21 protein-coding genes and 2 tRNA genes are annotated in these 20,612 nt (G+C 66.1%); 10 read left to right on the forward strand and 13 right to left on the reverse strand.

Features of this window, described 5'->3' with window-relative positions; all coding sequences use genetic code 11:
* Nucleotides 1–3 precede the first annotated feature (3 nt).
* Nucleotides 4–1,557 carry a carboxyl transferase domain-containing protein gene (locus ACWEFV_RS29490; RefSeq protein ID WP_135456562.1) on the reverse strand — a complete coding sequence of 518 codons (1,554 nt, stop codon included), beginning with the start codon at nucleotides 1,555–1,557 and terminating at the stop codon, nucleotides 4–6.
* 72 nt (nucleotides 1,558–1,629) lie between these two features.
* Between ACWEFV_RS29490 and ACWEFV_RS29495 the strand changes: the two genes are divergently transcribed.
* Nucleotides 1,630–2,226 carry an SACE_7040 family transcriptional regulator gene (locus tag ACWEFV_RS29495; RefSeq protein WP_135456564.1) on the forward strand — a complete coding sequence of 199 codons (597 nt, stop codon included), beginning with the start codon at nucleotides 1,630–1,632 and terminating at the stop codon, nucleotides 2,224–2,226.
* Here the strand turns inward: ACWEFV_RS29495 and ACWEFV_RS29500 are convergent.
* Nucleotides 2,223–4,121 (reverse strand): alpha/beta hydrolase family protein, encoded by a 1,899-nt coding sequence (locus tag ACWEFV_RS29500; RefSeq protein ID WP_450072782.1) that lies wholly within the window; start codon nucleotides 4,119–4,121, stop codon nucleotides 2,223–2,225. The genes ACWEFV_RS29495 and ACWEFV_RS29500 overlap by 4 nt on opposite strands.
* Before the next feature lie 81 nt (nucleotides 4,122–4,202).
* Here ACWEFV_RS29500 and ACWEFV_RS29505 point away from each other — a divergent pair, with 81 nt between their 5' ends.
* Nucleotides 4,203–4,988: an MmpS family transport accessory protein gene (locus ACWEFV_RS29505; protein WP_450072783.1), complete on the forward strand. Its 786-nt coding sequence runs from the start codon at nucleotides 4,203–4,205 to the stop codon at nucleotides 4,986–4,988.
* 36 nt (nucleotides 4,989–5,024) lie between these two features.
* Here the strand turns inward: ACWEFV_RS29505 and ACWEFV_RS29510 are convergent, their stop codons facing one another.
* Nucleotides 5,025–6,332, reverse strand: coding sequence for an MFS transporter (locus tag ACWEFV_RS29510; protein ID WP_450072784.1), 1,308 nt, complete (start codon nucleotides 6,330–6,332; stop codon nucleotides 5,025–5,027).
* A gap of 43 nt (nucleotides 6,333–6,375) precedes the next feature.
* Here ACWEFV_RS29510 and cmrA point away from each other — a divergent pair, with 43 nt between their 5' ends.
* On the forward strand, nucleotides 6,376–7,182 hold the full coding sequence (cmrA, locus tag ACWEFV_RS29515) for a mycolate reductase (protein WP_135456570.1): 807 nt from the start codon (nucleotides 6,376–6,378) through the stop codon (nucleotides 7,180–7,182).
* 150 nt (nucleotides 7,183–7,332) lie between these two features.
* Here cmrA and ACWEFV_RS29520 read toward each other — a convergent pair whose 3' ends face one another.
* A complete protein-coding gene (locus ACWEFV_RS29520; protein WP_450072785.1) occupies nucleotides 7,333–8,904 on the reverse strand; it encodes a helicase HerA-like domain-containing protein in 1,572 nt (523 codons plus the stop codon).
* A gap of 117 nt (nucleotides 8,905–9,021) precedes the next feature.
* On the opposite strand from ACWEFV_RS29520, the gene orn reads away from it, so the two are divergent.
* Together orn and ACWEFV_RS29530 are read left to right on the forward strand one after the other, a co-directional pair.
* Entirely contained in the window at nucleotides 9,022–9,669 is a 648-nt protein-coding gene (orn, locus tag ACWEFV_RS29525; protein ID WP_167857916.1) for an oligoribonuclease, read from the forward strand.
* Nucleotides 9,670–9,709: 40 nt separating this feature from the next.
* Nucleotides 9,710–9,782, forward strand: a tRNA-His gene (locus ACWEFV_RS29530).
* Between the two features lie 74 nt (nucleotides 9,783–9,856).
* On the opposite strand, the gene ACWEFV_RS29535 is transcribed toward ACWEFV_RS29530, so the two are convergent.
* The 3 genes from ACWEFV_RS29535 to ACWEFV_RS29545 all read right to left on the reverse strand — a co-directional run bounded on the left by ACWEFV_RS29535 (nucleotide 9,857) and on the right by ACWEFV_RS29545 (nucleotide 12,968).
* Entirely contained in the window at nucleotides 9,857–10,216 is a 360-nt protein-coding gene (locus ACWEFV_RS29535) for a hypothetical protein (RefSeq protein ID WP_135456576.1), read from the reverse strand.
* Between the two features lie 101 nt (nucleotides 10,217–10,317).
* Complete coding sequence (locus ACWEFV_RS29540; protein ID WP_450072786.1) at nucleotides 10,318–11,787, reverse strand: PPE domain-containing protein; 1,470 nt, start codon at nucleotides 11,785–11,787, stop codon at nucleotides 10,318–10,320.
* Nucleotides 11,788–12,188: 401 nt separating this feature from the next.
* Nucleotides 12,189–12,968, reverse strand: a complete 780-nt coding sequence (locus ACWEFV_RS29545) for an SDR family oxidoreductase (RefSeq protein ID WP_450072787.1) — start codon at nucleotides 12,966–12,968, stop codon at nucleotides 12,189–12,191.
* 141 nt (nucleotides 12,969–13,109) lie between these two features.
* Between ACWEFV_RS29545 and ACWEFV_RS29550 the strand changes: the two genes are divergently transcribed.
* Entirely contained in the window at nucleotides 13,110–13,796 is a 687-nt protein-coding gene (locus tag ACWEFV_RS29550) for a DUF899 domain-containing protein (protein WP_450072788.1), read from the forward strand.
* Nucleotides 13,793–14,272 (forward strand): ATPase, encoded by a 480-nt coding sequence (locus ACWEFV_RS29555; RefSeq protein WP_450072789.1) that lies wholly within the window; start codon nucleotides 13,793–13,795, stop codon nucleotides 14,270–14,272. The genes ACWEFV_RS29550 and ACWEFV_RS29555 overlap by 4 nt, the downstream gene beginning before the upstream one ends.
* Here the strand turns inward: ACWEFV_RS29555 and ACWEFV_RS29560 are convergent, their stop codons facing one another.
* Together ACWEFV_RS29560 and ACWEFV_RS29565 are read right to left on the reverse strand one after the other, a co-directional pair.
* Nucleotides 14,273–14,635 carry a nuclear transport factor 2 family protein gene (locus ACWEFV_RS29560; protein ID WP_450072790.1) on the reverse strand — a complete coding sequence of 121 codons (363 nt, stop codon included), beginning with the start codon at nucleotides 14,633–14,635 and terminating at the stop codon, nucleotides 14,273–14,275.
* Between the two features lie 96 nt (nucleotides 14,636–14,731).
* Nucleotides 14,732–15,952: a L,D-transpeptidase gene (locus ACWEFV_RS29565; protein WP_167857917.1), complete on the reverse strand. Its 1,221-nt coding sequence runs from the start codon at nucleotides 15,950–15,952 to the stop codon at nucleotides 14,732–14,734.
* Between the two features lie 147 nt (nucleotides 15,953–16,099).
* Between ACWEFV_RS29565 and ACWEFV_RS29570 the strand changes: the two genes are divergently transcribed.
* Nucleotides 16,100–16,175: transfer RNA gene (locus ACWEFV_RS29570), tRNA-Lys, on the forward strand.
* Nucleotides 16,176–16,240: 65 nt separating this feature from the next.
* On the opposite strand, the gene ACWEFV_RS29575 is transcribed toward ACWEFV_RS29570, so the two are convergent.
* The gene (locus tag ACWEFV_RS29575) at nucleotides 16,241–16,426 is read right to left on the reverse strand and encodes a hypothetical protein (RefSeq protein WP_167857918.1); all 186 of its coding nucleotides are present in this window, start codon (nucleotides 16,424–16,426) and stop codon (nucleotides 16,241–16,243) included.
* Between the two features lie 1,093 nt (nucleotides 16,427–17,519).
* Nucleotides 17,520–17,747 (reverse strand): DUF3618 domain-containing protein, encoded by a 228-nt coding sequence (locus tag ACWEFV_RS29580; RefSeq protein WP_044524135.1) that lies wholly within the window; start codon nucleotides 17,745–17,747, stop codon nucleotides 17,520–17,522.
* Nucleotides 17,748–17,850: 103 nt separating this feature from the next.
* Here ACWEFV_RS29580 and bcp point away from each other — a divergent pair, with 103 nt between their 5' ends.
* Entirely contained in the window at nucleotides 17,851–18,324 is a 474-nt protein-coding gene (gene bcp, locus ACWEFV_RS29585) for a thioredoxin-dependent thiol peroxidase (RefSeq protein WP_135456588.1), read from the forward strand.
* Nucleotides 18,325–18,350: 26 nt separating this feature from the next.
* Complete coding sequence (locus ACWEFV_RS29590) at nucleotides 18,351–18,761, forward strand: hypothetical protein (protein WP_450072791.1); 411 nt, start codon at nucleotides 18,351–18,353, stop codon at nucleotides 18,759–18,761.
* A gap of 12 nt (nucleotides 18,762–18,773) precedes the next feature.
* Here ACWEFV_RS29590 and ACWEFV_RS29595 read toward each other — a convergent pair whose 3' ends face one another.
* Complete coding sequence (locus tag ACWEFV_RS29595) at nucleotides 18,774–20,102, reverse strand: M20/M25/M40 family metallo-hydrolase (protein ID WP_450072792.1); 1,329 nt, start codon at nucleotides 20,100–20,102, stop codon at nucleotides 18,774–18,776.
* Nucleotides 20,103–20,203: 101 nt separating this feature from the next.
* Entirely contained in the window at nucleotides 20,204–20,596 is a 393-nt protein-coding gene (acpS, locus tag ACWEFV_RS29600) for a holo-ACP synthase AcpS (RefSeq protein ID WP_029110067.1), read from the reverse strand.
* Between the last annotated feature and the right edge of the window lie 16 nt (nucleotides 20,597–20,612).

A 20,612-nucleotide genomic window follows, 5' to 3' on the forward strand; every position in this document is an offset into this window, starting at 1 on the left:
TCATCACATCCGGAATACGCCGTAGGAGACCGGCTCCAGCGGAGCCTGGCCGACAACCGAAAGGGCAAGTCCGAGCACGGTTCTGGTGTCCGCCGGGTCGATCACCCCGTCATCCCAGAGCCGGGCGGTCGAGTAGTACGGATTGCCCTGGTGCTCGTACTGGGCCCGGATCGGCGCCTTGAACTGTTCTTCCTCCTCGGCGCTCATCTCGCCGCGCACGGTGGCCAGAACCGAAGCGGCCTGCTCGCCGCCCATCACCGAGATGCGCGCGTTGGGCCACATCCACAGGAACCGGGGCGAATAGGCGCGCCCGCACATCGAGTAGTTGCCCGCGCCGTAGGAGCCGCCGATCACCACGGTCAGCTTCGGCACCCGGGCACAGGCCACCGCGGTGACCATCTTGGCACCGTGCTTGGCGATGCCCGACGCCTCGTAGTCGCGGCCGACCATGAACCCGGAGATGTTCTGCAGGAACAACAACGGCGTCTTGCGCTTGTCGCACAGCTCGATGAAATGCGCTCCCTTGAGCGCGGATTCGCCGAACAGCACACCGTTGTTGGCGACGATGCCGACCGGGTGGCCGTGGATGCGGGCGAACCCGGTGACCAGGGTGGTGCCGTACTCGGCCTTGAATTCGTTGAACTCGCCGCCGTCGACGATGCGCGTGATCACCTCGTGCACGTCGTAGGGCACGCGGGCGTCGACCGGAACCACGTCGTAGAGCTCGGTCTGGTCGGCGACGGCGTCCACGGTGGGCGCCACCGCCCACGGCGGCGCTTCGGCCGGCCCCAGGGTGGCGACGATGTTGCGCACGATCCGCAGAGCGTCACGGTCGTCGTGGGCCAGGTGGTCGGTGACGCCCGAGGTCTTGGAGTGCAGGTCCCCGCCGCCGAGGTCCTCGGCGGTGACGATCTCACCGGTGGCCGCCTTCACCAGCGGCGGACCGCCGAGGAAGATCGTGCCCTGATTGCGCACGATGACGGCCTCGTCGCTCATCGCAGGCACATACGCCCCGCCCGCGGTGCACGAGCCGAGCACGGCGGCGATCTGCGCGATGCCCTGTGCGCTCATGGTGGCCTGGTTGTAGAAGATGCGACCGAAGTGCTCGCGGTCTGGGAACACCTCGTCCTGGCGTGGCAGGAACGCACCGCCCGAGTCGACCAGGTAGATGCACGGCAGCTTGTTCTGTAGGGCGATCTCCTGCGCGCGCAGGTGCTTCTTGACCGTGACCGGGTAGTACGTGCCGCCCTTGACGGTGGCGTCGTTGGCGACGATCAGGCATTCCCGGCCGGAGACCCGGCCGATGCCGGCGATCATTCCGGCGCCCGGACATTCGTCGTCGTACATCCCGTCGGCCGCCAGCGCGGCGATCTCCAGGAACGGGCTGCCCGGGTCCAGCAGGCCGTCGACGCGGTCGCGGGGCAGCAATTTGCCCCGGTCGACGTGACGTTGACGGGCCCGCTCGGGGCCGCCGAGGGCGGCGGTGGCGAGCTTGGCGCGCAGCTGGTCGACCAGCGCCAGATGCTCGTCGCGGTGCGATGACAAGGCAGCTCCCATTTCGGTTAATGACAACTAACTCGTGATAGGTTAGTTTTCATTAACTGAGTTGTCTACCCTCCCGGAGGCGCCATGCCCGACAGCGCCGTCACTCGTCGCAGTAAGGCCAAATCCGATCGCCGTAGCCAGCTGATCGCTGCCGCCGAGCGGCTGGTGGCCGAACGCGGCTATCTCGCGGTGCGCCTGGAGGACATCGGCTCGGCGGTCGGAATCAGCGGACCTGCCATCTACCGGCATTTCCCCAACAAGGAAGCCCTGCTGGTCGAACTGCTCGTCGGGATCAGTACCCGCCTGCTTGCCGGGGCACAGGAAGTCACCGCGCGGACCGACGACCCCGCAGAGTCGCTGGACGCCCTGGTGGACTTCCACCTCGACTTCGTCTTCGGTGAATCCGACCTGATCCGCATCCAGGACCGCGACCTGGCCCACCTTCCCGATACGGCCAGACGACAGGTGCGCCGCGCCCAGCGTCAGTATGTGGAGATCTGGGTGACGGTCCTGACGCGGCTCGACCCGGACCTGACCGAGGACGATGCCCGGGTGATGGCCCATGCCGCGTTCGGCCTGCTGAACTCCACCCCGTACAGCGTGAGACCCGCTGCACCCAAGACACATTCACGCGCGGTACTGCGCCGGATGACACTGGCGGCGCTCACCGCAAGCGGCTAGACGCCGAACGCCTTGGCCAACCAACGGGTCGCGGCATCGACCAGCACGGCACGGTTCTCCCGCTTGGCGATCTCGTGCCCGTCGTCCTCGAAGATGAGGAGTTCGGCGGTACGCCCCAGCACGGTGAGCGCGTCATACATCTGACGCGACTCGTCAGGCGGCACGTTGGTGTCGTTGCCGCCGTGCACCAGCAACAGTGGCGCGATCACCTGATCTGCCTTCGGCAGCGGCGAAAGCCGTTCCAGCAGATCATGATCCGCAACCGGATGGCCGTATTCGGGATAGGACGCCGCCGCGATCCACGGCTCGGTGGTGCGATAGAAGGTGTTCAGGTCGCTCATCCCGCAGATGCTGATGCCCGCGGCGAACAACTCTGGATGAAAAGCCAATGCCGCCTGGGTCAGATAGCCGCCGTACGACCATCCGGTACAGGCCAGCCGGTCGGCCGGCGCGATCCCCAGGTCGAGCAGATACCGGGCGCAATCGGCGACGTCGTCGATCGCAGCGAACCGCAACTCCTTGTCGTCGGCGTGCACGAATGCCCGGCCGAATCCGCCCGAGCCGCGCACATTCGGCGTCAGCACCGCGATACCGGCATCGAGCAGCGCCGGGAAGATCTCGTTGTATTCGGGCCGCGCCTGCCCCTCCGGGCCGCCGTGCAGAAACATCGCCGCGCCCACCACCTCGCCGTGCGGCCGGTACAACCACCCGGTGAGCTCCAACCCGTCGCGCGCGGTTATCCGCTCCAGCGTCGGCGCCGAGGTCAACGGTCCGCTGCTCGGCTCCCGGTCGATCCGCTCCCATTCCAGTGAACGTGGATCGACGAGTTCGACCGTGCGCGGCAGCGACGGCCCCTGCACCGTCACCGCCACCATCGAGCCGCCCGCGCTGATACTCAGCTCACCGGCAACCGGACCGGGCAGCGGAATCGGTGCCGACAGCGTCTCGTCGGCATACTCCAGGATCTGCAGCTCGCTGCGGCCGTCGATGTTCCACAACAACGCGACCGTGGACAGATCGTCACTGACCACGAACTCGTCGAGCTCATAGCCGGCCCGCTCCGCGACGACGTGATACGTCACCCCCTCGGCGGTGACGGTGACCTCCAGCAGACGCGCATGCGCGGCGCCGTTGTCACTGCGGATCAGTGCCCGCACGAATCCCTCGGTGCTGTTGGGCCCGTACGTGCCGGCCGGGTGGTACAGCGTGGTCTCGCCGTCGATACCACTGCGGAGCCGGCGCGGGGTGTGATCGTCGAGGATCACACCGAAATCGGTGACCGAGCCGGGATCCGATGGCAGCAGCGCAATTTCGGTGAGCCCCCACAACATGATGAGCTCCTGGTATCCGCGCGGGCCGACCCGCACCAGCGAGGCGCCCGCCCACGCGTCCACGAGCCGACCGCCCGAGCGCCGGTCGAGCACGAGGGTGTCCCCGGTGGCCGGATCGATCAGGCACGAACTGCCGACGCCGTCCTCCCCGGTGAGGATCGCCGCGACCTGGGTGCCGTCCCAGCTGATGAGTTCCGCGGTGCCTTCGGCGTCGGCCGGCCAGTAGTCGATCCTGCGCGCGTCACGGTCGTCGGGATCGGTGGTCACCACCCAGATCTGGCTGCGGGTCCCGCCTTCGGGGGCCACCTGGCAGGCCAGCCAGTGGCCGTCGGCGGAATGGATGACCTTCGTCACGGGCCCGACCACGGGCAGCTCGACGTCGCGTGAGGAGCTGGCCCGCCAGCCGCGCAGGAACCGCTGCACCGCGCGCGGGTAGCCGCCGTCGTCGACCAAGTGGGCAAAAGCCGTCGCATCCGGTGACAACGACGCGCCGTAGTTCACCCGCACGTGCCGATCTGCGGCCACCTCGCGTCCTCCCGTCAGTTCTGCGGTCCACTCCAGCATGTCCCCGCAACTCGCTCGCCGCGACCTCGGCCGCAGCGGACTGAGCATCCGCACAGGTACCCTCGCAGCCATGAGGTGGGCATGACCGATTCACCACGCCGCGACGGATCCGAGCCGACCCAATCGTTCGGTAGCGGCTACCCCGTGGACTATCCCGATCCGGCGTACTCGAACCAGCCGCCGTATCAGGGCTCGTACCCGGCTGTACCCAATCCGGCGCCACCGGCTGGATCCTCGGCGCCGAATCCCACCCAACAGCTGCCGTCCTACCCTCCCTACGGATACGACGCAGGCGCAACCGGCCAATACGGGGCCGGTTCCCCACCGCCGGGCACCCCTGCCCCGCCGGAGCCCGACAACCACGAACCCCGGCTCTGGCTGTGGATCCTGGCGGCGGTCGCGATCCTGGTGGTCCTGGGCCTCGTCATCGCGCTGGTGATCGCCAACGGGTCAAGCCAGGAGACCGTGGTCGCACCGCAGCCGATCACCCCGCAACCAAGCTTCAGCGTGTCGCCGACGGCGCCCACCACGACCTCGCGCGCTCCGCGCACGATCCCGGCGCCCACCACCGCGCCGCCCACGGCGACCACCCCTGGTGGGCCCACCGAGAGCGTCACCTACGAGGTCACCGGCGAGGGCCGGGCCATCAACATCACCTACCTGGACACCGGCAACATGCTCCAGACCGAGTTCAACGTCCCGCTGCCGTGGAGCAAGCAGGTCGAGCTCGCCGCACCCGCGACCGAAACCGCCAGTGTGAGCGTCGTGAACTTCGGCCCTGACGTCGCCTGCTCCGTGACCGTCAACGGTGTGCAGACCCAGCACCGCACCGGCTCGGGAATCACGATCTGCGTCGGCACTCCCTGAACCGTGAGCCGACGGAGTCGGTAAGTCTCCGTGGGCTCACGGTGTCGGTACGGCGGGACCGGGCTGCCGTGCGGGCACCCGCACGGCGAGCATGCCCGCCAGTCCCACGACCAACACCAGGACCAGACCGCCCATCCCGGCGCGGTCGGCGCCGAAGAAGTCGATGAAGGTGAAGAACAGCCACGGGGCCAGGAACGAGGCCGCGCGTCCGACGGTCGTGTAGAGCCCGAACGCCACGCCTTCCTTGCCGTCCGCGGTGATCCGCAGCATCAAGGTGCGCGCCGAGGACAGCGTCGGCCCGATGAACAGGCACAGCAGCAGGCCACACACCCAGAAGGCCACCGGTCCTGACAGCATGAGCAGGGACAGCGCCACCACGATGAGGCAGACCAGAGATCCGACGATGACGGGCTTGGAGCCCACCCGATCATCGAGCAGGCCACCGCTGACAGCCCCGACTGCCGCGATCACGCAGGCACTGATCCCGAACAACAACACGTCCGCCTGCGAGATGCCGTAGACGTTGACACCCAGCACCGCTCCGAACGCGAAGACCCCGGCCAACCCGTCGCGGAACACCGCGCTCGCCACCAGGTAGTAGACGACATTGCGGTCGCGCTGCCATTCACTGCGGATCTCGGCCCACAACTTGCGGTAGGCACCGAAGAAGCCGATGCGTTCGACCGGGACTGCGTCGGTCACCCGCGGCACCACGATGAAGATCGGCAGCGCGAACAACACGAACCAGACCGCGGTGAGCAGCATCACCGCCCGCACGTTCTGCCCGTCTGCGGCCGGAATGCCCAGCAGGCCACGGGTGTCCCCGTCACCGGCGATGAACCCGACGTAGGCCAGCAGCAACAGCACGACGCTGCCGGCATAGCCCAACGCCAGGCCCAGCCCGGAGGTCCGGCCGGACGTCTCGGGAGTGGACAGCTGTCGCAGCATGGCGTTGTAGGGCACGGTGGCCAGCTCGTTGCAGGCTGCGGTGCAGGCCAGCAGGATGAGGCCGGGCATCAGGTAGCGGTGATCGTCACGGATCAGGCTCATCGCCGCCGTCAACATCACGGCCGCACCGGTCATCACGGCCAGCACCCCGCGCCGCCGCTGCGGCGCGTCGACCCAGATACCCGTCACGGGGGCCAGCAGGGCCACCATGAGACCGGCGACCGTCATGGCCCGGCCCAGCCAGCTGGCCGGCGTGGTGTCCCCGGGGAGATCCGCGCCGACGCTGCCGGTCAGGTACACCGAGAACACGAAGGTGACGACGATGGCGTTGAGGCCCGTCGCGCCGCAGTCCCACAATGCCCACGCGAGCACCCTCGCTCGCCCTGGGTTCGTCATGCCCGCCACCTTATGGCCTCCCGCTCCTCTTAGGATTGGCCGCATGCCAGTACCCGCACCCAGTCCGGATGCCCGTGCCGTGGTCACCGGCGCCTCGCAGAACATCGGCGAAGCGTTGGCCACCGAACTCGCCGCCCGCGGCCACAACCTCATCATCACCGCGCGACGGGAGGACGTGCTGACGTCACTGGCGCAACGTCTCACCGAGCGCTACGGCGTGATCGTTGAGGTACGTGCCGTCGACCTCGTCGACCCCACGGCCCGAGGCGTCCTGTGCGACGAACTGGCCCAGCGCGAAATCTCGATCCTGTGCGCCAATGCGGGCACCGCGACCTTCGGCCCGGTCGTCGACCTCGATCCGGCCGGCGAGAAGGCGCAGGTGCAGCTGAACGTGCTCGGCGTGCACGATCTGGTCCTGGCGGTGCTGCCCGGCATGGTCAAGCGCGGCTCCGGCGGCATCCTGACCTCCGGATCGGCGGCAGGCAACTCACCGATCCCCAACAACGCCACCTACGCGGCGTCCAAGGCGTTCGCCAACACGTTCAGCGAGTCGCTGCGCGGCGAGCTCAAGGGCGCGGGCGTGCACGTCACCGTGCTGGCGCCGGGCCCGGTCCGCACCGAGCTGCCCGACGCGTCCGAGCAGTCCCTGGTCGAACGACTGATCCCCGACTTCCTGTGGATCTCAACCGAATACACCGCCAAGCTCTCATTGGACGGCCTCGACAAGAACAAGATGCGCGTGGTTCCCGGCGTCACGTCCAAGGCCATGTCGATGGCCAGCGGCTACGCGCCGCGCGGCATCGTCACGCCGATCGTCGGCGCTGTCTACAAGAAGCTCGGCGGCGGCTAGTTTTCTTGCGCTTCTCGGCTTCTCAACTTCTCGCCTTCTCGCGCTTCTCGGCTTCTCGGCGCCGTTTTCTACGCCAGGGCTGTTGATCCTCACGGACGACGACCCTGACGTGGAAAGCGGTGCTGCGCTCAGCTGCGCCTGATTCGCCGCTCAGCGGCGGCGGCCGGTCCCGAAGATGCTGCGGGTGATCTCGCGGCCGATGACGGTGCCCGCCGAACGCATGGCGCTCTTGAACGCCGAACTCTTGATCACCTGCTCGAGCATCCCCGGCTCTTGGGGCTGTGCGGGGGCGGGCATCGCCTCGATCTCACCTGAGGCCTCGACCCCGGCGAAGCCGCCCGGATCCTCGGCCGACGGCGGCGGGGCCAGTTTGGCGGCCAGCCGCTCGTACGCCGAATCACGGTCCACGGTCTGGCCATAGGTGGCCTGCAGCGGGCTGGCCTTGGCGGCCGCTGTGATCGCGTCTGTGCCAATCGTGTCCATCAACGACCGCGGCGCCCGCATCCGAGTCCAGGCCACCGGCGTCGGCGCACCCTTCTCCGAGAGCACGGTGACGACCGCCTCGCCGATACCCAACGACGTCAGTGCGTTCTCCAGGTCGTAGACATCGGTCTTGGGGTAGGTGCGCACCGTCTTCGACAGGGCCTTCTGGTCATCAGGTGTGAAGGCGCGCAACGCATGCTGCACCCGGGCGCCCAGCTGGGACAGCACGTTGTTGGGGATGTCGGTGGGCAGCTGGGTGCAGAAAAACACGCCGACGCCCTTGGAGCGGATCAGCTTGACCGTCTGCTCCACCTGATCGAGGAAAGCCTTGGAGGCGTCGTTGAACAGCAGATGCGCCTCGTCGAAGAAGAACACCAACTTGGGTTTGTCGACATCGCCGATCTCGGGCAACGTGGTGAACAGGTCGGCCAGCACCCACATCAGGAAGGTGGAGAACATCACCGGCCGCGCCGCCTGGGCGCCCAATTCCAGCAACGTGATGATGCCGCGGCCCTGGGCATCGGTCCGCAGCAGATCCTTGGGTTCCAGCTCCGGCTCCCCGAAGAAGGTGTCGGCACCCTCGGCCTCGAGGTTGACCAGCGCGCGCAGGATGACCCCCGCGGTGGTCGGCGACACCGCGCCGAGCGCTTTGAGCTCGGGTTTACCCTCGTCGCTGGTGAGGTACTGGATTACCGAACGCAGATCCTTGATATCCAGCAGCGGCAGACCCTTCTGGTCGGCCCAGTGGAAGATCAACCCCAGGGTGGACTCCTGAGTAGCGTTGAGCCCCAATACCTTTGACAGCAAGATCGGGCCGAAGCTGGTGATGGTGGCCCGGACCGGAACCCCGATGCCCTCGGTGCCCAGCGACAGGAACTCCACCGGGAACGCCGTCGGCGTCCAGCTGTCACCGGTGTCCTTGGCGCGCTGATCGGTCTTGTCGTTGGCGGTTCCGGGGCGGGCCAGGCCGGACAAGTCGCCCTTGACGTCGGCCATCAGCACCGGAACGCCGGCCGCCGAGAGCTGCTCGGCGATCACCTGCAACGTCTTGGTCTTACCGGTACCGGTGGCACCCGCGATCAACCCGTGCCGGTTGACCGTGGCCAACGGGATGCGGACCTGCGCGGCCGGGTCGACGGCGCCGTCGACTACTACCGTTCCCAATTCCAATGCCTGGCCTTCGACTGCGTAACCCGCAGCGATCTGCTGCGCGGGGGTAGCTGTCGATTCGGTGGTCATGCCGCGGTCCTCCCAGTTTTCGCGAACGAGCCAATCGGGGTCTGACACTACTTGCCGGGCGGCGCGCGTGGTGGGTGTGGCAACCCCTCGCCCGGTATGGGAATACTGTGGATCTTCGTGCGAGACGAACTGGTATGGATCGATTGTGAGATGACCGGCCTGGACCTCAAGTCCGATCGGCTGATCGAGATCGCGGTTCTGGTCACCGATGCAGACCTGAACATCCTCGGTGACGGCCTGGACGTGGTCATTCACACCGACGACGAGGCGCTGTCTTCCATGGTCGACGTGGTCAAACAGATGCACACTCGGTCCGGGCTGATCGAAGAAGTTCGGCGGTCGACCGTCGATGTGGCCACCGCCGAAGAGATGGTGCTCGATTACATCCGCGGCCACGTCAAGACGGCCAAGGCCGCTCCCCTGGCCGGCAACTCCATCGCCACCGACCGCGGCTTCATCGCCCGCGACATGGCCAAACTCGACGATTACCTGCACTACCGCATGATCGACGTCAGCTCGATCAAGGAACTGTGCCGCCGCTGGTACCCCCGGATCTACTTCGGCCAGCCCGAAAAAGGCCTCGCCCACCGCGCCCTGGCCGATATCCACGAGTCGATCCGCGAACTCAAGTACTACCGCTCGACCGCGTTCGTCGCCCAGCCCGGGCCGTCTACCAGCGATATTGCTGCGATCGCGGCCGAGCTCGGCCCGCCGAAGGACGACGCGCCAGAAACCGATTCGGCGCTACAGCACCCGAGCAGTTAGTATCTACGAGCCGCATATGCCGAAAGGCTGACCGGCGATGGTGGCTGTAGTTCAGTTGGTAGAGCACCAGGTTGTGATCCTGGCTGTCGCGGGTTCGAGTCCCGTCAGCCACCCCGATATCGGGAACGCCGTCTGCGCAAGCAGGCGGCGTTTCTGTTTCATTGCCGGCGTTCATTGCCCGCGCCACTCAGCTCGGACGTGGAACCCACTCCCACGGATGCAGAAACAGCCAGGCACCAAATCCCAGCGTCGTCACGACGAACACCAGCACCGGTAGCCGGCTGACCAGCTTGCGCCGCAATGCGGCCACGACCGCCACGATCATCAATGTCGCCTGCAACCAGACCGTCGCGGTCAACGGCCAGCCGTCATCGAAGATCCAGGCCGCCGGGCAGTAGAGCAGCAGGGCGAAGAACGCCACGTACAGCGCCACGACGGCTGCGACGACAGTCAATCCACCGATCAGCAGAATGTTGGCCGCGAGTTGCAGACGCGGGGCATCGGACCTTGTGAGGCGCAACAGCCAGCCCACAAGTGCGCATGACATCGCCGTCAGAAAAAGCCAGTCCCATTGCACGCACCGAGTGTTGCAGCTATCAGCGGGACCAGACGACAAGCATGACTCGTCTCACCGCCTACGGCGCGCACTCAATCCTTCGCGTCTGGATCCCAGGTCGACGGCAGCATCGGCGCGCTCGGACCGTCCCCGAACCCCCCATCGCCCAACGTCGTCAACCCCGTCGTCGTCGTGTCTGCCTTGTCGAGCACACCGGAAAAGCCCATGGGCCCCGCACCGCGATCCGACACCGTCTGCGCCGCCCCCGGGGAGGCGGTCTCCTGCGGATCGGCCTGGAGGTCCATGTACTCGTTGCCATGGCCTCGGTCCCGCATCCCGGCTCGTCGACGCCGACGGGCCCGCGCCTCTCGGGCTGATTCCCCGGCAGCGGCCGCAGCGATATCGGGTTCGGAGGCTTTCTTCTTGGCGATGGCCGAGGCGTTGGCTCGTGCCGCGGCGGGGACGCCGACACCGACCGCGCCGATCAGGTACGGCGGGAAGAACCCCGGCCCACCGCCCGGGGCGGCGGATGGCGCCGGCGCGGAGGTGGCGGTTGTGGTTGCCGACGCCCCGGCCGAGGGGGCCGCCGGAGCGGAGGGCGTAGTCGGAGCCGGCGGGCTGCTCGGAACCGACGATGTTCCCCCGGCCGCCGGCCAGGACCCCGGTTCTGCGCCGTGCGGAATCTCGGCGACACCGGTTACGGGCGGCTGGATTGCGGCCAAGCCTGCGATGGCCCACCCCAGGTTCGCGGTCACGATGCTCAGAGCCGGCTGAATCAGCGCCGGGGACAGCTGGACAACCACCTGCAACAGCTGCGCCGCGTGGAAAGCCATGTCGGCCAACACCATGGGCAGGTTGGTCAACAGCGCAGCGGGGTCATTCAGCAGATTGTCGATCAGCAAGTGAATGTTCTCGATCTGCTCCTGGCCGACCTCCAGCCACCATCGCGGGTCGAGCGGGCTCAGGTCTCCGTGGCCGTGGTCATCGTCATGGTCATGGTCGTGGTCGTCGTCGTGGTCATGCTCGCCGTGCAGGATCCGTGGCGCCGCCGGGGTAGACGGGGTGGATGCCACCGCGGCCTCAGAGACGCCTTGATAGACGGTCATCGTGGCGGCAGCGAGGATCCACATCCGCACGTAGTCAGCCTCGTTCAAGGCGATGGGAATGGTGTTGACACCAAAGAAGTTGGTGGACAACAGGACTGCGTTCCTTGCATGGTTGGCGGCCAACTCGACCAGAGTGGGCATCCCCGCCAATGCACTGGCATAGGCCGCGGCTGCGGCTTCATGCCGGGCAGCGACCGCAGCGCTGTCGGCGCCGGCCTGGTACAGCCACGCCAGATACGGAAGATGAGCTGCCACATACCGTTCCGCGCTCGGACCTTGCCACGCACCAGCCTGTACCCCGCCGAGCACCGTGGCGAGTTCTTCTGCGATCGCGGCATATTCGACGCTCAACGATGACCACGCGCCGGCGGCGGCCAACAGCGCTCCCGGGCCGGGGCCGCTGCTCAACAACGCGGAATGCACCTCCGGCGGCGAGGCCATCCATACCGCGGCCATGAGAAACCCTCCTTGTAGACCGTCTACTCGAAGCGTCCAAGTTATTGAATATGATTGTCATTATCAATGAATCTGTTGAAACTCATAGAAACGCCGGCCGGAGGCAGCTTCAGGTTCTACAAGATCGCCACAGCACCGCGCCGAGAAGGACCCGTGAAAGTTATTGCCGCCCAGGTCATCTGGTGATGGTTGCAATCAAGAACCGCGCTCAGATGCGGACGTTGAGTCGTACGGTGAGGAATCCCCACACGTCAGCCACGCTCAAAAAGGCATAGGCCGACGACAGCGGTCACCTACGGTCCACGGCCAACAGTCAGGCAGTCAAAATGCGCCTGGCCGGATACCGGCGCATCCACTACAACGGCCGGGAATTGATCGAGCCGGGACACCCCGGCCGACCGCTACTTCGTCGCGTCGACCGCGCCGGCCTTCTTCTTGATCCGCGGCGCCAACTGCACGACCTCGGGCACCACGGTCGGATTCTCGTACGCGGTGGTCACCAGCGACACCAGGGTGTTGGCGACGTCGCGCAGGGCCGACATCCGGGCGGGCAGAGCACCTTGGGCCACCCACGTCGTGACCAACTGGTCCAGCAGGTCGCGGTCGGCGCCGCGAAGGATCTCGGTGTCATCGGTGGGGCCGACGCCGACCCGGATCAGCGACAGCTCGGGATGCTCGATGCGCCAGGAGTGCAGGATCTCGTCGAGGGCGGCCTTGCTGGCGCTGTACGCCGCCACGCCGGCCCGCGGGCGGCCTACGTCGTAGCTGGACGCCACCAGGACCACACCGTTCTCGGCCAGTCGGGGTGCCGCAGCACGCAGCACATTGTTGGCGCCGACGGTGTTGACGCTGAATGCGTGCAACCAGGTGGCTACGTCGGTGTCCTCGATGTAGGCGAACGGGATCACCGTGCTGGTGAACACCACGGCGTCCAGGCCGCCCAGGGCGTCCGCCGCGTCGTTGACCACTCGGCTGATCGCCGCGGAGTCCTCGACGTCGAGTTCGAAGGCGTGCCCGCCGGTCGCCTCCGCCAGGGAATTCAGCAGGTCGATGCGCCGTGCCGCCACCGCGACCTTGGCACCGCGTTCGGTGGCACTGACCGCAACAGCGTGGCCGATGCCCGACGAGGCACCGACGACGAGGAGACGCAGCCCGGCTGCATCGGCTCGTTGACCGCTCATTCTGGATCAACCTCCATGGTTCATCTCGAGGTGTTAGGCCACCCTTCGCTCGTCGGACATTACCGGGTGCGATGAGTTCCGGACGCGCGGTGGGTCCACTTAAGAGAACGAGATTCTCCGAACAGCAATCAGGAGCCCTTCATGACGACAGGAAAACCTCCGATAGTCGACCAGCACGCCTGGCGCACCGCGCTCGACGACCTACGTCGTCGCGAGAAGGCCGCCACCCGGGAACTGGACGCGATCGCCGCGGCACGACGACGGCTGCCGATGGTGGCGCTACCGGACTACACGCTCATGGGCGCGGACGGCCCGGTGCGGCTGGCCGACATATTCGACGGTCGCACCCAGTTGATCACCTACCACCACATGTGGACCGACGGCGCCGAATGGCAGTGCGGCGGCTGCACGGGGTTCACGTCGCAGTTCACCCGACTCGACTTCCTGAACAACTACGACGCCCGATTCGTCATCGTCACCAACGGACCGATCGACGAAGCACTGGCCTACCGCGACAAGGTCGGTAACCGGATGGACTGGTACTCGTCGTCGGAGAGCTCGTTCGGTACCGACGTCGACGCCGCTCCGGGCGGCGGATTCGCGGTCAACGTGTTCCTGCGTGACGGCGACACCGTGTACCGCACCTGGCACACCAACGGCCGCGGCACCGAACAGCTCAGCCACTCCTTCGCGCTGATCGACCTGCTGCCGTACGGCCGGCAGGAGGAATGGCTCGATTCCCCAGAAGGGTGGCCATCGCAACCCACATACTCGGGCTGGCTGGACAGCCCGGATGTTGCCCGCCTGTATGGAAAGGACGCTCGATGACCGCATCAACCGACCAGGAACGCTACGTCGTCACCCGGACCATCTCCGCGTCCCCGGCCCAGGTGTTCGCCGTGCTGTCCGACCCGGCCCGGCATTGCGACACCGAACCCGGCGACTGGGTGCGCGACGCGATCGACCCCAAGCCAATCACCGGGACCGGCCAGATGTTCGCGATCAACATGTTCCTGCCGGCCGCCGGGGGCCATTACGTCATGCACAACCTGGTGACCGCGTTCGACAAGGACCGGACCATCGCCTGGCTGCCCGGCCAGCTCGACGAGGCCGGCCACCATGCACCGGGCGGCTGGAGCTGGCGCTACGACCTGGCCCCCAACGGCGACCGGACCGACGTCACCATCACCTACGACTGGACCGACACCCCGCAGAGCTTCCGCGACCAGATCGGCGGGATGCCGCCGTTCGACAGCGACTTCCTCACCGAATCGCTTGCGGCACTGGACCGCGCTGTGAAGTAGTCAGGCGGGCACCCGGTCCAGGAACCCGAGCACGGTCTGTATCCGTCCTTCGGGGTCGGTGGACAGCACGTCGAAGCCGACCACCAACGGCTCGGCATCGCGCGGACCGAGACCCCACTGAAAACGCGCCTGCTGGTGGTGGGCGTCCGGTCCGCTGACGAGTGTGAACACATAGCCCGGGAACTGGGCCTGGACGGACTCGATGGCGCCGGAGATACCGTCGTGCCCGCTCACCTCAGCCAGCGGATCGGTGTAGGTGACGCTCTGCGCCCAATGCTGTTCCAGCAGCGCCCGCCGCTCGACGGTATCGGTGGCATTCCAGGTGCGCAGGTATGCGGTGACGGTGTCGTCGATCTCGGCCATATCGCCTCTTTCACGGTAATCAACTGGGACTCAGTCAGATTCACCGATTGGAGACGCGTTGTCGATTACCGCGCAGGTAATCGGCGGTGCCGAGAATCAGGTGCTGGCGTTGCCGGTGCGCCACTGGTCCCAGGGAATGTTCCAGTCCCCCAGGCCCTCGGTGCCCGGCAACACCGAACCCACGGTGTTGGTCACCTCGACGATGTCGCCGCGTTTGGTGTTCTCGTAGAACCAGCGGGCATTGGCGGTGCTGACATTGAGGCAGCCGTGGCTGACATTGCTGTAGCCCTGGCTGCCCACCGACCACGGGGCCCCGTGGACGTAGATACCGCTGTAGGACATCTGAGTCGCGAAGTCGACCTCGGTGCGATAACCGTTGGGCGAGTTGACCGGTACCCCGTAGGTCGACGAATCCATGACCATGTGGTCGAAGCGATCACCGATGATGTAGACGCCGTTGTTGGTCGGAGAGCTGTTCTTGCCCATCGAAATCGGCATGGCCTTGATGACCTCGCCATTGCGCCGGATGGTCAGCGTCTTGGTGTTGTCATCGGCGGACGCGATCACCTCGTCGCCCACCGTGAAGTGGGTGGTGACGTTGCCCTGGCCGAACAACCCGTCGCCCAACGCGACTCCATAGGTGTTGACGGACACGTCCACCGAGGTGCCGGGCTTCCAGTATTTGGCCGGACGCCAACGCACTTCGCGGTTGTTGAGCCAATAGAAGGCGCCTTCGACCCGTGGAGTGGTCTTGACCGTGATGGCCCGTTGAGCCGCCACCCGGTCGGTGATGTTCTCGTCGAAGCGGACGGCGATGGGCTGTCCCACCCCGACCACTTCCCCGTCGTTGGGCAGGACGTAGGGCATCGTCAGGTTCGCCGGCGAGTGCGTCTCGAATCGCAGCCGGCGGTTGGCGACACCACCCAGCCCCAGCGACTGCGCATTGAGGGTGTACTGCTCGTTGTAGTCCAGCCGGTCGGTGGTCGACCACGTCAGCCCGTCGGCACTGAACTTCCCTGCGACGCTGACACCGTCTTCGTTGGTCATGGTGACACCGCCGAGCACACCGTTCTCGGCGCTCACCGTGACCGGCGCATCGACAGTCACCCCGACCGCGCCGTCGGTCACCGAGGCATTGACCCTGGGCACCAGCAGATCGCCGTAAGGAGTGCCCTTGTCGGTGATCACCGGCTGCGGCCCCTGCGGATCTTCGCCCCCGCATGCCGTCAGGCCCAGCATCATCGCCGGCACCATGGCAACCACCGCTCGCCGGAACACACCCCGATACGGACGGGTCACCGTCTGGGCCTGCGCCATGTTCGTCCTACCCCTCGCACGGTCGACGGCAAATTCTTGGCAATAGTCTAAGGGTCCCGCGGAACCCTGGCTCACCGGAACCACGCCCCAGGCCCGCCACCAGCGGATTTCACTGTTGAGCGAAACTCCTGTTAGTCTCTCTCACGCGCGCCGTTAGCTCAGTTGGTAGAGCAGCTGACTCTTAATCAGCGGGTCCGGGGTTCGAAACCCTGACGGCGCACCAACCAAAAACCCTGCCTCGGCAGGGTTTTTGCGTTTCAGGGGTTGAGAGTTACTGCGGCGGTACATCTATTGTCTGGCTCGATACCGATCGGCGAGCCTGTCGCCGATGCTGGGTTCAGCCTCTTCCAACAACATCTCCACCGCACCTGCCAGATGCGCGGCGGCATAGCCGCTATCCCGGTGCTGCTCGGTTTTGAAGCGGTCGAGTTCCCGGCGTAGATCGCCGAGGGTTTCATCGCTCACATGCGCCATATGGGTACCTCCAGTCGGTGTGACCACGGCCCACATCCCCACCGAGAGGTTCGACATGAGCCATCGGGTGTTGTCAGCGAATCCCGACGATGAGTCCGTCGGGATCAGCTGTACCGGCGAAGGCACATGCAGCAATCCTGGCAAACGGAAAATAAGTTAGCTGCAACGCAATACCCCCTTGTCAAACGTTCGGTCCGCGTTGCGGCCGAGATGAAGACCTAGGCCCGACTCCCCTATCCTGACCCGAAGTCGACCTTAGCTGGACACCTATGCACTGGCAACCGGTTCCACGAGAAAGAGCCGTTCCCGCCCTGCGATGCAGCGGATTTCAGCTACCGCGGCAGATCAGCGCCGAGTTGCGCGGAACCCCTCGGGCTACCAGACGAGCCCACGTTTGCCAATCGTTTTCTCCACCAAATCACGGCAGAGGAGCCAATGCCGCGCCACACGACGTCACACGACGCCACAGCCACAGCAAACTTTCGGCGAATCCGCCGACATCAGCGGATGCGTCGGCGGCCGACCCTACGACTGCCGCCCAAACCTCCGAATTACTTTGCGGTGAGCGACCCTGGCGACGCGGAAAACCACTCCGCTGACGCCTGCCGACAATGTGCTGATAACTGCGTCGCAACATGACCGGCCGCCGGGCAAGTCAGATGTTGACGTCGCCGTAAGTTACTGTCTAGTATTCAATACCAGCGCTTTCGCTGGTCAGACGCAAGAAGCCGTGTTAATCTCAAGTTAGCTGATTCATTGTGGTTCGGTACCCCGTGGCGGTTGCGCCAAGATAAGAGGTGTTAGCTGATGGCTACCGATGGTGGCGTCGACCCCACAGCTGCATCAACCTCGGCATTTGTTGCTGCGAATCAGCCCGTCATGGTGTATAGCTGCAATCGGCTCGGACGCGTCGCCAATCCCCCGAGTTTCTCGTTGGCGGACTGGCTCCTGTTCCGCCGCCGCTGAGCGGCACAAATAGGCCTGAGCCGCTGAGCGGCGTATCAAACCACAGAGCCGCTGAGGCGGCGTATCAAAACGTCGCCCAGCGGCCCGTGTATCACGTCAGGGCGCACAGCGCGCCCTGCAAATCAGCTCAGCGCCGCTTGATCCGTCTAACGACCACGAACACCACCAGCACGCCCGCACCGGCCAAAGACGCAGTCACGGCTGGCTTCTTGATGAAGCCGATCACCGCCGACTTGAAATCGTCGGCCAGACGCTGGGGGTTGGCCCGCTCGGCCAGGGAGTCGACCGTCACCGCCAGTTGATCGCGAGCCTGATCGATGTCCCGCTTGATGCTCTCCGGGTCCCGGTTCGCCACTGTTTGCTCCTCCAAGCCGCTCCACGTCGTGCTGCCCTGCCGCACTACCCTAGATCAGCCGGCGCCATGACAACGGAACCGGTCGACAAGAAGGGATACACGCATGCCGCCAACCCCGCGCCTCGAGGTGGGAGACACCGCCCCGGCTTTCAGCCTGCCCGACGCCGACGGCAACGTCGTCAAGCTCTCCGACTACAAGGGCCGCAAGGTCATCGTGTACTTCTACCCCGCCGCCTCGACGCCCGGCTGCACCAAGCAGGCGTGCGATTTCCGCGACAGCCTCGCCGAACTCAGCGGCGCCGGACTCGACGTCGTCGGCATCTCCCCCGACAAGCCGGAGAAGCTCGCCAAGTTCCGCGACAAGGAGGAGCTGACCTTCCCGTTGCTGTCCGATCCGGGTCGTGAGGTGCTGACGGCCTGGGGTGCATTCGGCGAAAAGACCATGTACGGCAAGACCGTTCAGGGCGTCATCCGCTCGACGTTCGTCGTCGACGAAAAGGGCAAGATTGCCGTCGCGCAGTACAACGTGCGCGCCACCGGTCATGTCGCCAAGTTGCGCCGCGATCTGTCCATCTGATCCGCGAGGCCGCCAGGATGGACGACATGGACACTGAGGCCGGCCCGCCGCCGAGTGCATTCACCGCGAAAACCGCCGCGGCGCTCGGTGTGCTCGGCGGACTCTCGATGCTGGTCGGAGTCGTTCTCGGCATCCCCGCCGTGGCATCCGGGTCGGGCGGTACCGGACTACTGACGCTGATCTTCGCGACTTACCTGATCTACGGCATTCTGCTGTTGATCGGGGCGGTTCAACTGCTCCGCCGTAAGATCCCCGGCCTGTACATCCTGGCCGGGGTTTCGTCGGTGATGGCGTTACAAACGCTGGCAGTGCTGGTCCTTGTCCCCGGCACTGCCGGCGATTTCCTGGCCCGCTTCATCCTCGCCGCGCTGACCGCAGTGCTGTCGCTCCTGCCGAGCACTTTCCATTGGTGCCGGCACGTGCCCTACGGCGTCTGAATCACCGACGGCTTAACGGCCCAGGGCTTCGAGCAACAGCGCCTCGGCCGTCGCCGCTTTCTCCAGCACGCCCAGGTGCAGGCTTTCGTTCACGCTGTGCGCCTGGGTGCCGGGGTCCTCGACGCCGGTCACCAGAATCGTCGCGGCCGGGAATGCTTCGGCGAATTCGGCGATGAACGGGATCGATCCGCCCATGCCCATGTCCACCGGATCGGTTCCCCAGGCGGTGCGGAACGCCGAACGGGCCGCGTCATACACCGACCCCGAGGCCTCGATCGCGTACGGCTGGCCGACGTCGCCGGGCGTGACGGTGACCTGAGCGCCCCACGGGACATGGGCTTCGAGGTGACGGGTCAACGCCTCCAGATGTGAGTGGGCGTCGCCGCCGGGCGCGACCCGCATGCTGATCTTGGCGCGGGCGCGTGGAATCAGGGTGTTCGACGACTTGTCGATGGATGTGGTGTCGATGCCGATGACGGTGATGGCGGGCTTCGCCCACATGCGTTGCACCACTGAGCCGGAACCGATTTCGGACACCCCGTCCAACAGGCCGGACTCCTGGCGGACCCAGTGCGCACCGCGGTCCACGTCGGCCGCGGTCGCTTGGTGCAAGCCGGCGACCGCGACATTGCCGTCGTCGTCGTGCAGGCTAGCCAGCAGTCGCACCAGCACGCTCAACGCGTCGGGCACGACGCCGCCCCACAGGCCCGAATGCAGGCCGTGATCCAGGGTGGCCACCTCGACCACGCAGTCGGCCAGACCACGCAGCGTCACGGTCAACGCCGGGATCTCGGTGCTCCAGTTGTCGGAGTCGGCGATGATGATGACGTCGGCGGCCAAAGCGTCTTTGTGCGCAGCCAGCAATGCCCCCAGTGACGGCGAACCGGACTCCTCCTCGCCTTCGACGAACACCGTGACGCCTACCGGAGGCTTTCCGTCGAAGGCCCTTACCGCGGCCAGATGTGTTGCGATACCAGCTTTGTCGTCGGCGGTGCCGCGACCGTAGAGCCGGCCGTTACGTTCGGTGGGCTCGAACGGTGCGGAGTCCCACTGGGCCGGATCCCCTTCGGGCTGCACGTCATGATGGGCGTACAGCAAGACCGTGGGCGCTCCCGCCGGTGCCGGGTAGTGCGCGATGACCGCAGGTGCACCGCCTTCGCTGACGATGCGAACGTCGGGAAAGCCCGCTTCCGACAACAGCTTTGCGACCGCCTCGGCACTGCGGTGCACTTCGTCACGCCGGGCCGGGTCGGCCCACACCGATTGGATGCGGACCAGGTCCTCCAGGTCGGACCGAACCGACGGCAACACCTGCTGCACCCGCTGCACGACATCAGCCATGCTGACGACACTAGACCGTCACCACCCCCGCGCGAGCAGACGCTCCGGTACCCGAAATCGGGGCGATCCGGGTACCTAGGCGTCTGTTCGCGGAGGAAGGGTCAGAGCTCCTCGATGATGGCCACCGCGGCGGCGGTATCGGCCTCATGGGTGAGCGAGACGTGAATGGTCACCGTCTCAAGGTGCTTGGCGATCTCACCGGACAGCCGCACCTTGGGCCGGCCCCACATGTCGGTGACCACCTCGATATCGCGGTGGATCCCCTCCGGCAGGGCCGGCCGCTTGGAGAACCGTGAACTCGACCAGGCCTTGATCACAGCTTCCTTGGCCGCCCACCGGGCCGCCAGGTGCCGGGCCGCCGACGAACTCTTGTCCGCGGCGTCCCGGCGCTCACCTGGCGTGAACGTCTCGGCGAATACGGTTCCCGGCCGGTCTACCTGCTCGGCGAACTCAGGTATGGAAACCAGATCGATGCCTACTCCCACAATCGCCATGGAAGCGAACCTAGCT

Source organism: Mycobacterium sp. NPDC004974, from assembly GCF_053600815.1.

What these genes read in the sequence shown, in the direction of transcription:
- ACWEFV_RS29490 (WP_135456562.1), bottom strand. Translation starts at nt 1,557, where the DNA reads ATGGGAGCTGCCTTGTCATCGCACCGCGACGAGCATCTGGCGCTGGTC.
- ACWEFV_RS29495 (WP_135456564.1), top strand. Translation starts at nt 1,630, where the DNA reads ATGCCCGACAGCGCCGTCACTCGTCGCAGTAAGGCCAAATCCGATCGC.
- ACWEFV_RS29500 (WP_450072782.1), bottom strand. Translation starts at nt 4,121, where the DNA reads ATGCTGGAGTGGACCGCAGAACTGACGGGAGGACGCGAGGTGGCCGCA.
- ACWEFV_RS29505 (WP_450072783.1), top strand. Translation starts at nt 4,203, where the DNA reads ATGACCGATTCACCACGCCGCGACGGATCCGAGCCGACCCAATCGTTC.
- ACWEFV_RS29510 (WP_450072784.1), bottom strand. Translation starts at nt 6,332, where the DNA reads ATGACGAACCCAGGGCGAGCGAGGGTGCTCGCGTGGGCATTGTGGGAC.
- cmrA (WP_135456570.1), top strand. Translation starts at nt 6,376, where the DNA reads ATGCCAGTACCCGCACCCAGTCCGGATGCCCGTGCCGTGGTCACCGGC.
- ACWEFV_RS29520 (WP_450072785.1), bottom strand. Translation starts at nt 8,904, where the DNA reads ATGACCACCGAATCGACAGCTACCCCCGCGCAGCAGATCGCTGCGGGT.
- ACWEFV_RS29535 (WP_135456576.1), bottom strand. Translation starts at nt 10,216, where the DNA reads ATGTCATGCGCACTTGTGGGCTGGCTGTTGCGCCTCACAAGGTCCGAT.
- ACWEFV_RS29540 (WP_450072786.1), bottom strand. Translation starts at nt 11,787, where the DNA reads ATGGCCGCGGTATGGATGGCCTCGCCGCCGGAGGTGCATTCCGCGTTG.
- ACWEFV_RS29545 (WP_450072787.1), bottom strand. Translation starts at nt 12,968, where the DNA reads ATGAGCGGTCAACGAGCCGATGCAGCCGGGCTGCGTCTCCTCGTCGTC.
- ACWEFV_RS29550 (WP_450072788.1), top strand. Translation starts at nt 13,110, where the DNA reads ATGACGACAGGAAAACCTCCGATAGTCGACCAGCACGCCTGGCGCACC.
- ACWEFV_RS29555 (WP_450072789.1), top strand. Translation starts at nt 13,793, where the DNA reads ATGACCGCATCAACCGACCAGGAACGCTACGTCGTCACCCGGACCATC.
- ACWEFV_RS29560 (WP_450072790.1), bottom strand. Translation starts at nt 14,635, where the DNA reads ATGGCCGAGATCGACGACACCGTCACCGCATACCTGCGCACCTGGAAT.
- ACWEFV_RS29565 (WP_167857917.1), bottom strand. Translation starts at nt 15,952, where the DNA reads ATGGCGCAGGCCCAGACGGTGACCCGTCCGTATCGGGGTGTGTTCCGG.
- ACWEFV_RS29575 (WP_167857918.1), bottom strand. Translation starts at nt 16,426, where the DNA reads ATGGCGCATGTGAGCGATGAAACCCTCGGCGATCTACGCCGGGAACTC.
- bcp (WP_135456588.1), top strand. Translation starts at nt 17,851, where the DNA reads ATGCCGCCAACCCCGCGCCTCGAGGTGGGAGACACCGCCCCGGCTTTC.
- ACWEFV_RS29590 (WP_450072791.1), top strand. Translation starts at nt 18,351, where the DNA reads ATGGACACTGAGGCCGGCCCGCCGCCGAGTGCATTCACCGCGAAAACC.
- ACWEFV_RS29595 (WP_450072792.1), bottom strand. Translation starts at nt 20,102, where the DNA reads ATGGCTGATGTCGTGCAGCGGGTGCAGCAGGTGTTGCCGTCGGTTCGG.
- acpS (WP_029110067.1), bottom strand. Translation starts at nt 20,596, where the DNA reads ATGGCGATTGTGGGAGTAGGCATCGATCTGGTTTCCATACCTGAGTTC.